This window comes from Blautia sp. MSJ-19 (assembly GCF_018918125.1).
In the GTDB taxonomy this organism is placed as follows: domain Bacteria; phylum Bacillota; class Clostridia; order Lachnospirales; family Lachnospiraceae; genus Blautia_A.
The window spans coordinates 200719-213689 of record NZ_JAHLQA010000007.1 but is presented as its reverse complement, the minus strand read 5'-3'; the positions used below and the strand labels follow the sequence as shown (position 1 = coordinate 213689).

Sequence of the window (12971 nt, the reverse complement as noted above, 5' to 3'; positions counted from 1 at the left end):
ATATTTGTCGAAATGACATTTGAATGGTGGATCTCTTAGAACCAGGATCCAGACTCTGTTACCACCGACGATAACAGACGCTTACACTCTATCATGTTTTCTTTAAAACTACAAGAACCTGCAGAAATTATAGATTTTCTTTAACTTTTCTTTAGAAATTTTCGATTTCTTTTAGAATTAGTACACACTTTGAACATATTTCTTACTTATAATAGGTTTTGGATAGATGAATAACCACTCTCTATCTCCCCCCTCAAAAAAGTTAAGGAAATGAGCCGCCCGAACAGGCGGCTTTTCCTTATGTCCTGTTTACTTGTCCGGTGCTTCCGGATATTCATTGCAGAGCAGTCGATACGGTGCTTCGTCCTCTTCGATCTCCGGGAATCTTCCTGCCGGAGGATTGAAGCAGTTATCTGTATTATCATCATTGCACTGACTCACTTCTCCGATCAGCACGGCACCACTTCCCGGTTCTACCTCAAAGTCATGATACATTCCCTGCATGATCGTAATGCTCATCCCCGGTTCCAGTTTCACCTGTGTGCCAGCCGGTACTGTTCTTACTTCTCCGTCAATATGTACTGTAACGTCTCCCTCTTTATCCACAGCTTCATCCGGAAGCGAATTATACACGCGGATCAGAAGATTTCCGCCGCCCCGGTTAATGATATCTTCCATTTTGTACCAGTGAAAATGGTTCAGTGCATACTGCCCCTCTTTCAGATAAAGAAACTTTTCTGCATATGGTTTTTTGTACTTTTCCTGCATTTTAAGATTTCCATTTCTCACTGTAAACAGCGAAAATCCAATCTTGTTAAAGTCTCCCATTCCATAATCTGTGATATCCCATCCAAGCATGTTGTCACGGATCTCATCAAACTCGTGTCCTTTTGTCTGCCATTCTTCCGGTGTAAAATCTGCAAATTTCGGCAGATAATATTTGTATTCTGCGATCATCTGCTCCAGTTCTTTTAATGCCCGGTTGATTTCTGATCTCTTCATAATCCCGCTCCTTATCTTAGTCTTTCTATTTCAAAATCTTTTGTTTATCCCATGATCATGATACTCCAGGTATTTTTGTATTCTTTTCCACTTTCCAGACGGATCAATCCCGGCTGTGTTTCCAGATCTTCTATGATTCCTTTACGGGATGGCAGTGAACTCCACGGTTCTACACATACATAGTCCACATCCGCATCCGCCCAGTTCCAGAAGCCCAGATGCTCCATATCCGGAAAGATTACCCGAATCTCTTTTTTGCCTTTCGTACTGTTGATTTTCACTTCATGCGGCATATTTTTCAGAACAATCGTATCTCCAAAAATGTGTCGTTTCATTTTCAGATAGCGTCCCTCTTCAAGTTTCAGAGCTTCCTCTTCTTCAAGTGCAAAACCATCTTCTGAAAAATGGATTCTGTCCGGACTAGCATTTTCGCCAAAATCAATCCTGTAATCCTCAAACTCCAGTCCATCCTCAAATGGGATATTGAATCCCGGATGCCCTCCGATAGCAAAATACATGGTTTTTTCGTCTTTATTTCTGACCAGATAGGACACACTGATTTTTTCTCCATCCAGTTTCCAGGTAATATCCAGTTCAAATCTGAACGGATACTGTTTTTGTGTTTCTTCGGAATCCGTAAGTCTGAGAGTCAGTTCATCGTCCTTTTGCTCTGTCAGCGCCATCTCTGCATGTGGCAGAAATCCGTGGATATCCATATGATACAGCTGTCCCTGATAGTAATAGCTCTTATCTGTCATCCTTCCTATATAAGGAAACAGATTTGGCCCCCTGCCTTTCCAGGTAGCCGGATCCCCCTGCCAGAGATACTCCCTGCCCTCTGCATCGCGGATTGACTGAAATTCTCCTCCTCTGGATGAAATCTCCAGTGTCAGTTTTTCATTTCTGATCGTATAGTTCATGCTGTCACCCTCCCTGTGTACCTGCATGCAGAAATTTTATTCTGGCTGCTTTCCCCATTGTTTACAGGTACTTATTTTTTTCAGTATAGCATGCTGCACACAAGGTTTCTATCTTTTTATTGCAATTCCATTCCCATTCTTTTATAATAGAAAATAACTTGATTTATAGACAAACTGAAAAGAAACGAGGAATCCATATGAGCGAAAAAACTGTCGTTGTTGCTCTTGGTCACAAAGCCCTGGGCACAACACTTCCAGAACAGAAACAGGCTACCAAGGCTGCCGCAAAAGCCATCGCAGATCTTGTAGAAGAAGGCACTCAGGTTGTCATCTCCCACAGTAACGGACCGCAGGTTGGTATGATCCATACTGCCATGAATGAATTCGGTAAGGCACACCCTGATTATACTTTTGCCCCGATGTCTGTATGCTCCGCCATGAGCCAGGGATATATCGGTTATGACCTGCAGAATGCAATCCGTGCTGAGCTGATTTCCAGAGGCATCTACAAACCAGTTGCCACGATTCTTACACAGGTGGTCATTGATCCTTATGACGAGGCTTTTGGTGAACCAGAGAAAATCATCGGACGTGTTCTGACTTCCGAAGAAGCAGAAGCAGAAGAAGACAAAGGCAATTTTGTCACAGAAGTTGCCGAGGGAGAATACCGCAGAATCCTTGCAGCCCCAAAACCGCAGAAAATCATAGAGATTGAGACGATCCGTACTCTTGCCGATGCCGGACAGGTCGTAATCGCAGCCGGCGGCGGTGGAATCCCGGTTATGGAACAGGGCATTGACCTTCACGGAGCAAGTGCCATCATCGAAAAAGATTTCGCAAGCGAACTTCTCGCAGAAGAATTAAATGCCGACACACTGCTGATCCTCACCAGTGTAGAAAAAGTCAGTCTGAACAAAGACACCGACAAGGAAGCTTATCTGGACACCGTTTCTACAGAAGATGCCCGTAAATATATTGATGAAAATCAGTTTGCAGCCGGCTCCATGCTTCCCAAAATCGAAGCTGCAGTCACATTTGCAGAAAAAGGCGATGGACATCGCACTATTATCACAGATATTGCTCATGCAAAAGATGGTTACAGAGAAAAAACAGGCACCATCATCAAATAATTGCTCTATGCAATTATGACGATCTACATCTCAATACTGTCATGACATGCTGTCTTCCACCGGAAGGCAGCATTTTTTCGTCTCACAACGCAACTGCATGCTACTTATATCGTTTAATCTAATCTATCTTTCTATCTGCTATTTCGTTAATATATTGTTGGAAGTATTTACTAGTTTTTTACACACAAATGACTACGAGGTGAACAACATGACCGAATTAAATCCCCTGGATCGTATCCAGGAACTGTGTGATGAGCGTAACTGGTCCTATTATCAGTTGGCAAAAGTATCCGGAATCGCTTATTCCACATTAAGCACTATGATCAATAAACATAACATGCCGTCTCTTCCAACCTTGCAGAAACTCTGTGCAGGATTCGGCATTTCTATTACAGATTTCTTTGAACCAGGAAAAAGCAGCCAGGGACTGACCAGTGATCAGGCAGAATGCCTGAACCTCTTTACTGCACTCAGCCCGGAGGACAAGGCTCTGGCTATTTCATATATGAAAGGGCTGTCAAAGACTTTATAAATATTGTTTTACTGTGAACAGTTATTTTTTCAGATAATGTACTGTAAACAGCGTCGGTCGACGTTGTATTTTTCTGTCATTTCATATATAATAGAACTATTATGTTACTGTTTTCAGTAGCACGATCTTTGACGTAAAGTATTACAGATGTATCTGTATCTCCTTCGTCCATATCTATTAGAACTGGAGTAATCTGACATGGAAATAAAAAACAGAACTTTATCAAATTTTGCAGAACTGGTACGTACCGGAGAATGTAAGAAATTTAAGGGGCGTCTGAAAGTCGGTGTGGATCTTGGTACCGCCAACACGGTTCTTGCAGTCGTAGACAGTACCAATCGTCCGATCGCAGGTGCTTCCGCGCCTTCTCATGCGATCCGTGACGGCGTGATCGTAAATTATTATGAATCCGTACAACTCGTCACCAAACTGAAAGAAGAACTGGAAGAAAAGCTTGGAACAGAACTGCTCTATGCAGCAGCTGCCATCCCGCCCGGAGTTTCTGAGGGAAGTGTCAAGAGCATCGGTTATGTGCTTGAGGGTGCCGGTTTTGAAGTAACCAATATCGTAGACGAGCCTACTGCTGCCTCTGCTGTACTCAAAATCACAGACGGCGCCGTTGTCGATGTCGGCGGCGGTACTACCGGTATCAGCATCCTCAAAGACGGCAAAGTCATCTATACCGATGATGAAGCCACAGGAGGAAGTCATATGACTATGACTGTGGCAGGTCATTACAAAATCCCTTATGAAGAGGCAGAAGTCCTCAAGACCACACCGGAAAAAGAGGATGAGATTTTTCCGGTCATCAAGGCAACCATTGAAAAAATGGCAACCATTACCGAGAAATTCCTCAAAGGATATGAAGTTCCTGCTATTTATGTCGTAGGTGGTTCTGCAAGCTTTAAACAATTTACAAATGTATTCGAGAAGAAACTGAAACTTCCGGTCTATCGTCCGGTCCATCCGCTTCTCGTAACTCCACTCGGAATTGCATATCACTGCGAACTGCCGCCAGTGACACCGAAGAAAAAATAAACGAACTATATAAAAATTGCCGGTACACCATGATGTACCGGCTGTTTTTATTTACATAGATTTTCTTTCTGCGATCTCTGCCATCTTGGCTTCATTCAGTCGTGTATCTCCATGCACACGGCTGTAGGAAAGATATCCGTTCATTCGATCGATCTTGGTCAGATTGCGTGAACCGCATACCGGGCACACATCCATTTCAAGCTCCTGATGTCCACAGTCATCACAATATGCCAGAGAAAGATTGACTCCTTCGTAGTATCCGAGATCCATTGCTCTGCGGATCAGCGTACGGATGGCTTCTTTATTATAGCCGATCGGATAACGCACATACTGGATCTTGCCACCATTGCAAAGTTCCCAGAAACGTCCCTCCAGATCCTGCTTCTCGATCGGAGTTACATCCTCTGTTACATGGCAGTGGAAACTGTTGCTGACATACGGTCTGTCAGAAACACCCTCAACGATTCCGTACATCTTACGGAACTGCTCTACCTGCAGGCCACAGAGACTCTCTGCCGGTGTACCGTAGATTGCATACAGATATCCGTCTTCCTGTTTGAACTGATTTACCTTATCATTGATATATTTCAGGACTTCCAGAGCAAACTGTCCGTCTTCACGGATAGATTTACCATTATAAAGCTCCTGCAGCTCATTCAGTGCTGTAATACCAAAGGAAGCGGTCATCGGTTTCAGAAGTTTGCCGATCTTTTCATTTGGTTTCAGATGTCCGCCATAAAAACCACCCTCACAATATGCCAGCGGGTTAGTGGATGCACGCATCTGTCCCAGATATTCATAAGTACGGATATGCAGGTTACGGATCATCTGCAGATAGAAATCCAGTACCTCATAAAAATCTCTGCTCTCTGCTCTTGCCTTTGCAAGGATCATCGGAAGATGAAGGCTGACCGCACCAATATTGAAACGACCTACAAATACAGGTGTATCTTTGTCATCTGCCGGATACATACCGCCTCGCTCATACCATGGGCTTAAGAATGCACGACATCCCATCGGGCTGATGACTTTGCCATACTGTTTGTACATGCTGGCAATATACCCCTTACCTGTCAGAGACAGCCAGTCCGGATACATCGTCTTTGCAGAACAGTCCACGCCTGCTTCAAAAATATCCTCACATGATTTTCCAGGTCCATGCAGATTTTCGTCATAAAGAAATACGATCTTAGGGAAGAGTACCGGCTTCTTATGGCCCTTCTTTCCCTGTCCGCCCTTATGGACTTCCAGAAGAGAAATATTGCACATCTTTTCGAACTGACCGGTTCCCAGACCAAGTGTTACCGTTACAAATGGATAATCTCCACGAGAAGAACCTACCGTATTGAGCTTGTACTCAATTCCCTGCCATCCCTGGTCAAAGTCTCTGCGCACCTTGTCCAGCGCATATTCGATTGCCTTTTCTTCTCGTCCGCTCCAGCTCTCATCTGCATACTTCAGAAATTCACTGACATATTTGTCATAGCTCTTCTTTGCATATGGTCCCAGGATCTTGTCTACTTCCGGTACCGTAAAACCACCATACTGCTGTGCTGCCGTGCTCAGAATGATATCCCCCATGACATCAAATGCAGTATCCAGGGTCTTTGGTTCATTGTACCAGACATTTCCCATCTCGAAACCACCGCTTAAAACAGCACCCACGTCAAACAGACAGCAGTTCATCGTGTCAAGACGCGCAGACTGGTCATGGATATAAATATATCCGTCTTTACATGCCTGCAACTCGTTGCGGTTCATAAAAAACTTACGATACAGCTCTTTGTTCAGCTCATTAAAGATCAGGCTTCGCTTTGTGGCAACCAGTGCACTGTCTGTATTGGCATTGCTCTTGTCACCGATATAACGGATTGCCTGGCTCTTGGTATATACGTCATCCATCATATGGATAAAATCAAGTTTATAATTACGATAATCACGATAGCTCTTTGCAACCGCCGGATTTACACGTTCCAGTGCACCTTCTACAATATTATGCATCTCCTGGATCTCAATCTCATTCTTTCCAAGAGAATCCGCATGCTCCTGTGCAAAGCGACAGATAAAGTCTTTTTCTTCCTGTGAAAATGTATAGAGAATTCGTGCCGCAGATTTATTTACCGCTTTCACGATTTTCTGCGGATCAAACTCTTCTTTTGTCCCGTCTTTTTTAATTACGTAAATCATACCTTGTCTCTCCTATTTATTTTATAAGGCTCTGCTGTCGTTCATCATATACACTCCAGCACTTCTTATGCCCCATTACGTTCTCCCCATATATTGTGTTGCACATGAGAGTATAGCACAATATCATGTGAAATAAAAGGGGGAAATTTCATTTTTATTGTCTGAAATCTTCCCCTGAAAAGTCTTTTTAAATATAATATTTCTACTCTTCACTCTCTAACAGATAAATGCTGTCATAGTCACTCTCTTCTGATTCCACCAGAATACGGTCCCCTTCTTTGAGGCTCAGACGTATCCCCTCATCACCGTCTCTGAGTATGTAACTCTCTCCATCCGCAGTTTTTCTTTTGACCGTAAACGTTACTTCATCGCAGTTTGTATATACTTCATAATTTCCTGCATCAAATTCCACCCCTGCCTCTGCAGGTCCGAACCCTGCTGCGATCGAATAATATTTCTGATTTCCATCCTCATAACTGTAGAAATATGCAGCCGAATCCATCTCCTCAGAGATCTGTTCCGCACTGCTGTCCTCAAATTCGGACTGCACCGTTTCTTTTATGAGATTTCCAAGGTCATCTGCCATCGGCGCAAGTGCTGCAAGTATGAGTACAAGAGCCCAGAGGAATCCGAGCTTTGAACGCTTTTTTGCCTTCTCAGGTCTGTCCGGTATATTCCCTGCTGTACTCTGTTTTTTCTGTGTTGTCCGAATCGTGGCAGCTGTGTTTACAGAATCTGTCATCTTACGAATTGCTTCCTGGCGGATTTTTTTCTGCTGCTCCTGAAGCGTCTGTCTGGATACCGTCCGGCTATTTGACCTGTTTACAGATGCTGTCCGGCTCTCTGCACCTTTTCTGGTCCCTGCATTCGTCCGGGTTCCGGCTCTCTGCTGCGCCTGCATGATCTTGCGTGCCTTATCTGATGCATGCCGGTAATGATCACTTCGGCTCTCGTTCAGATGATACAGGATCTCATCATTCCGATACGGCATCCCACATTCTTTGCAGCGCCCATTCACTACTGTTCCGTCACATAACGGACATTTCATAGACAGCACCTCCTCAATTCAGATTGCTTTTTCATTGCTGTATTAGATATTGTATCCTTTTTGCTGAAATCTTACAAGGTAAAATTCATTACTGTTCACTGCAACTTGGTCAAATAAAGCACAACTTAAAATTGCAATACAGAATTTTTCTTGCTATAATAATTCTATTAACATTAGGAGGATTATTATGGAACAAATCAAGATTCCTGCCGGTTATCATTCAGATCTTAATCTGCATGATACACAGGTTGCAATTAAAACAGTCAAAGACTTTTTCCAGCAGACACTTTCTCAGAAGCTCAATCTTCTCCGCGTTTCTGCTCCGATCTTCGTATCCCCATCCTCAGGTCTGAATGACAATCTTAACGGTGTAGAACGTCCGGTAAGCTTCGATATCAAAGGCCAGGACGAAAATGCCGAGATCGTACATTCCCTTGCAAAATGGAAACGCTACGCACTAAAAAAATATGGTTTTTCCCACGGCGAAGGTCTTTATACCGATATGGTCGCTATCCGTCGTGATGAAGATCTGGACAACATTCATTCCGTATATGTTGATCAGTGGGACTGGGAAAAGATCATTTCCAAAGAAGAACGTACTATGGAAACGCTGATCAACACCGTCCGCTCTATCTACAGCGTACTTCGCAAAACCGAGAAATACATGGCAGTACAGTATGATTACATCGAAGAGATCCTGCCAAAAGAAATCGCTTTTGTTTCCACTCAGGAACTGGTAGACATGTATCCGGACCTGACCCCGAAGGAAAGAGAATATAAGATCGTCAAAGAAAAAGGTGCCGTATTCCTTATGCAGGTCGGCAAGACTTTATCCAACGGCGAGCGCCACGACGGACGTGCTCCGGACTACGATGACTGGGAACTGAACGGCGATATTCTGGTATACTATCCTGTTCTTGACATTGCTCTGGAGCTTTCTTCCATGGGTATCCGTGTTGACGAAGAGGCTCTTGACCGCCAGCTGACAGAAGCAGGCTGTGATGACCGCAGAGAACTTCCTTTCCAGAAAGCAATCCTGAACAAAGAACTTCCATACACCATCGGCGGCGGAATCGGTCAGTCCCGTATCTGCATGTTCTTCCTGCGCAAAGCGCATATCGGAGAAGTCCATGTGTCCCTGTGGCCGGAAACTATTGCCAGTGCGGCTGAGGAAGCAGGTGTAAATCTGCTGTAAGATCAACTGCAAAACAGTTCTTCTATAGTAAGATTTCACCAAATTTTAATAATTGAATTATTGACAGACAGGTACCTTCATACTATCATATCAATAGCAACTGACATAAATTGTATCAATAAATATACATCAGCTGTTTACAGCTGCAACATATATGAAAGACAGAGGTACTTACCGTGAATATTTTATTTTTTCTGACTCCAAAGAGTGACGTAGCTTATATATTTGAAGATGAGACCCTGCGTCAGACCGTTGAAAAGATGGAGCATCGCAAATTTTCCTGTATCCCGATCCTCAACAGCGAGGGACAGTATACCGGAACAATTTCCGAGGGAGATATCCTTTGGGGTATCAAACGTCTCAATATCAACAGCACGGACCTGAAAGAAATGGAAAATGTCTCCATCAATGCGATTCCCCGACGTGCCACCTACAAGCCGGTACACGCCGATGCGGATATGGAGGATCTTCTGGACCGTGCCATCAACCAGAACTATGTTCCTGTCGTAGATGACAAGGGTTCCTTTATCGGCATCATCACCCGTAAGGAGATCATCAAATACTGTTACAAGGAAATGAAGGAATTAAGTGCCCTTCGTGCCAAAATGGAAGATTCCGAATGACAGGATTTTATTCAGCAAGCAAATAAAACCGGTTTCCCGTGTGCTTTATATTGCACCGGGAGCCGGTTCTTTTTTCCGCCTTCTTTAATTATCAGAATCAGTCCGGGATTACCGGTACAGCATCTGCCGGGATCGGGCAGACAAATCCGTCTTTTGTTCTCTTTTCAAACTCTGCTCTTGCCTCATCCAGAAGGGATGTATCCTCAAACAGATCGATCGCGGTCGCTGCAAGTACTTTTCCCGCATGTATCGCAGCCTTATGGCCGATCTCTGTACGGTCACAGGATACGTTCTGCCAGCTGTGTCCCGGGCAGCCATTCGGCCATGCAGCCACATGGATCTGTGCCGTCGGTGTCAGCCAGCTTACATCTCCAACATCTGTGGAACCCGCCTTGAAAGCATCCTTCTGATACAGTGGCGTCAGGAATGCATTCATCGCATGCCCATACTCTTTCTGCATTTTTTCTACCTGTTCCTTCGCTTCCTCGTCATTTTCTGCCGCAACGCCAGGAACTGCACTGTGATCGTAGGTTTCTGCAAGCGCATCTGCAAACGCATTTTCCTCGTCTGTATACTGCGGAACCCCCAGTTCCTTAAAGTTTTTGTACAGAACTCTCTCAAGTGCAAAGTTACTTACGGTATCGGCAAGTCCGTCAATAAATTTTTTCTCATACGTCGTCTCTGTCATAAGAGCAGCACCCTCTGCAATCTTATCTACACGTTTCTGAAGTTCCACTGCCTCAGCCACATGATTGGAACGAACCATATACAGAACACTTGCTTTCGGCTGTACGACATTCGGACTGCATCCACCGGCGTCCGTGATCGCATAATGGATACGTGCCTTGTCGCTCATATGCTCTCTCAGGAACTGCACGCCAATATTCATAAGTTCCACTGCATCAAGCGCACTACGACCCATTTCCGGGGCTCCAGCCGCATGGGAAGCAATTCCTGTAAACTTATACTGTGTCTGGATACAGGAATTGGAAGAACCGGTCGCTACCTCATTGACATCCTCCGGATGCCAGGTAAGTGCTGCATCCAGTTTTTTCCACAGACCGTCACGGGCCATAAATGCTTTTGCCGCACCGCCCTCTTCTCCCGGGCAGCCATAGAGAATCACCGTTCCGGAAATATCATTTTGCTCAAGATATGCCTTAATTCCAAGTGCAGCCGCAAAGGCTCCTGCGCCAAGAATGTTATGACCACATCCATGTCCGTTGCCGCCTGCATGGATTTCTCTGCGCTCTGTCAGTCCCGCTTCCTGGGAAAGACCGGAAAGAGCATCGTATTCTGCCAGGATTCCGATATACGGCCGCCCCTTTCCATAAGATGCAGCAAAGGCAGTCTCAATGTTACATGTTCCACGTTCCACCTCGAAGCCTTCTTTTTCCAGCGCTTCACAGTAGGTTTCAGCTGATTTGAATTCCTGAAGGGAAAGTTCTGCGAATTCCCAGATTTTATCAGCTATACCGGTGATCAATTCTCTTTTATCTTCAATCGTCTGCAATGCAGACTTTTTCTCTCCTGTCATGTATCGTACCTTCTTTCTTTATGAATCATGCATCCAGTCGCATCCTCGCGGAGCGTTTTTACGTTATTGAAACATTACAGAGTCGTCTCCTATAACGCCAAAAGGTGACCAGGGTTTTCCGGTCACCTTTTCACAAAATCTTATATACTGATGAAAAAGCCTTCCATCAAACATTTTAACTTCATGTGTATTCTTATTATTACAGTACCTTTGATAAGAATTCCTGCAGACGCGGGTTGGTCGGATTTTCAAAAATTTCTTTCGGAGTTCCATCCACAAGAAGTTTTCCGTCCGCCATAAAAAGGACACGGTTTCCGACTTCTCTTGCAAATCCCATCTCATGTGTTACCACAACCATGGTCATACCTTCTTTTGCAAGTTCTTTCATAACATCCAGAACTTCTCCTACCATTTCCGGGTCAAGTGCAGATGTCGGCTCATCAAAGAGCATAACTTCCGGTTCCATCGCAAGTGCCCGCACGATTGCAACACGCTGTTTCTGACCACCGGAAAGCTGGATCGGATATGCATTTGCACGGTCGGCAAGTCCTACACGATCAAGAAGCTCCAGTGCTTTTTTCTCTGCTTCTTCTTTGGAAACACCTTTGACTTTCATCGGTGCCAGCGTCATGTTGTCCAGGATCGTCATATGAGGGAAGAGGTTAAAATGCTGGAAAACCATTCCCATTTTCTGACGAAGCTCGTCGATGTTGAGCTTCACAGTCTTACCGGAAGCATCTTTGTATTTCTTTTTTGTGATGTCCACACCGTTAAAAATGATCTCACCGTCTGTCGGCTCTTCCAGAAGATTCAGACTACGGAGAAATGTAGATTTACCGGAACCGGATGGTCCGATAACTACCATTACATCACCTTTGTTGATATCTGCATTCACACCATCCAGTGCTTTGATCGCACCTCTGTGATAATGTTTCTTGAGGTTCCTTACCTGAATCAGACTATCGCTTGTCGCCATGGCTCATTCTCCTTTCGAAATATGCAATCAGTTTGGAGGTCGGGAAGCACAGGCAGAAATAAATTGCTGTTGCTACCAGCAGAGGCTCAATGATGATGAAGGTCGCACCTTTTACTGCGTTTACAGCAGACATGATATCCTGTACACCGATGGTGTAAGTGATCGCAGATTCCTTGATAATAACAACGAACTCGTTTGCGATCGCCGGAAGGATATTTTTGAGTGCCTGCGGAAGAATGATATAACGCAGGTTCATTGTCTGGGAAAGTCCCAGTGAACGTGCTGCCTCTGTCTGTCCCTGATCGATGGACTGGATACCGGCACGGATGATCTCACAGAGATATGCACCGGAGTTCATACCAAGTGCAACAACACCAGGGAAGAAACGGTTAAATTTGATAAATCCAAACATCTGGAAAGACGGAAGATCGATCATTCCGAATACACCGTAGTAGATGATAAAGATCTGTACCAGTACCGGAGTGGAACGAAGGATCTCAACATAAGCAGTTGCAAGAAAAGAAAGGGGATTAAATTTGGACAGCCACACCAGCGGTCCTCCCTCTCTCAGATGTCCATTACGGTCTACCGCCAGGGCACGAAACGGACGGATATTTGACATACGCATCAGAGCGAGGATCAGAGCAAGCACGAAACCGATCGCTACTGTAAACAGTGACAGCAGAACGGTTACGAGGAGACCCTGTCTGAACAGCTGTGCATATGGGGCAATTTTGCCAAAATTAGATAATTTAATAAAACTGTCCATATAAACTCCTTTCA

The 12971-nt window shown here is 44.6% G+C and carries 12 protein-coding genes; 5 read left to right on the top strand and 7 right to left on the bottom strand.

The features are described from left to right. Positions 1-309: 309 nt before the first annotated feature. On the bottom strand, positions 310-1002 hold the full coding sequence (locus KQI91_RS04060) for a D-lyxose/D-mannose family sugar isomerase (RefSeq protein WP_216391593.1): 693 nt from the start codon (positions 1000-1002) through the stop codon (positions 310-312). 44 nt (positions 1003-1046) lie between these two features. Then, positions 1047-1922, bottom strand: coding sequence for an aldose 1-epimerase family protein (locus KQI91_RS04055; protein WP_253288351.1), 876 nt, complete (start codon positions 1920-1922; stop codon positions 1047-1049). Between the two features lie 197 nt (positions 1923-2119). Between KQI91_RS04055 and arcC the strand changes: the two genes are divergently transcribed. The 3 genes from arcC (at position 2120) to eutJ (ending at position 4622) form a co-directional block, all read left to right on the top strand. Next, complete coding sequence (gene arcC / locus KQI91_RS04050; protein WP_216391591.1) at positions 2120-3052, top strand: carbamate kinase; 933 nt, start codon at positions 2120-2122, stop codon at positions 3050-3052. A gap of 208 nt (positions 3053-3260) precedes the next feature. After that, positions 3261-3584: a helix-turn-helix domain-containing protein gene (locus tag KQI91_RS04045; protein ID WP_216391590.1), complete on the top strand. Its 324-nt coding sequence runs from the start codon at positions 3261-3263 to the stop codon at positions 3582-3584. A gap of 198 nt (positions 3585-3782) precedes the next feature. Continuing rightward, the gene (gene eutJ / locus KQI91_RS04040; protein ID WP_216391589.1) at positions 3783-4622 is read left to right on the top strand and encodes an ethanolamine utilization protein EutJ; all 840 of its coding nucleotides are present in this window, start codon (positions 3783-3785) and stop codon (positions 4620-4622) included. A 51-nt stretch (positions 4623-4673) separates the two neighbouring features. Here eutJ and nrdD read toward each other — a convergent pair whose 3' ends face one another. Beyond that, a complete protein-coding gene (nrdD, locus tag KQI91_RS04035) occupies positions 4674-6809 on the bottom strand; it encodes an anaerobic ribonucleoside-triphosphate reductase (RefSeq protein WP_216391588.1) in 2136 nt (711 codons plus the stop codon). 202 nt (positions 6810-7011) lie between these two features. Then, a complete protein-coding gene (locus KQI91_RS04030; protein WP_216391587.1) occupies positions 7012-7857 on the bottom strand; it encodes a hypothetical protein in 846 nt (281 codons plus the stop codon). A 187-nt stretch (positions 7858-8044) separates the two neighbouring features. Between KQI91_RS04030 and asnA the strand changes: the two genes are divergently transcribed. Beyond that, positions 8045-9052 (top strand): aspartate--ammonia ligase, encoded by a 1008-nt coding sequence (asnA, locus tag KQI91_RS04025; RefSeq protein ID WP_216391586.1) that lies wholly within the window; start codon positions 8045-8047, stop codon positions 9050-9052. A 176-nt stretch (positions 9053-9228) separates the two neighbouring features. Continuing rightward, on the top strand, positions 9229-9675 hold the full coding sequence (locus KQI91_RS04020; protein ID WP_216391585.1) for a CBS domain-containing protein: 447 nt from the start codon (positions 9229-9231) through the stop codon (positions 9673-9675). Between the two features lie 97 nt (positions 9676-9772). Here KQI91_RS04020 and KQI91_RS04015 read toward each other — a convergent pair whose 3' ends face one another. From KQI91_RS04015 to KQI91_RS04005, 3 genes are all read right to left on the bottom strand, one after another. After that, complete coding sequence (locus KQI91_RS04015) at positions 9773-11212, bottom strand: M20 family metallopeptidase (protein WP_216391584.1); 1440 nt, start codon at positions 11210-11212, stop codon at positions 9773-9775. Positions 11213-11411: 199 nt separating this feature from the next. Then, positions 11412-12188 (bottom strand): amino acid ABC transporter ATP-binding protein, encoded by a 777-nt coding sequence (locus tag KQI91_RS04010; protein ID WP_253288350.1) that lies wholly within the window; start codon positions 12186-12188, stop codon positions 11412-11414. Continuing rightward, complete coding sequence (locus tag KQI91_RS04005; RefSeq protein WP_216391583.1) at positions 12172-12957, bottom strand: amino acid ABC transporter permease; 786 nt, start codon at positions 12955-12957, stop codon at positions 12172-12174. Before KQI91_RS04005 ends, KQI91_RS04010 begins: the two co-directional genes overlap by 17 nt. Between the last annotated feature and the right edge of the window lie 14 nt (positions 12958-12971).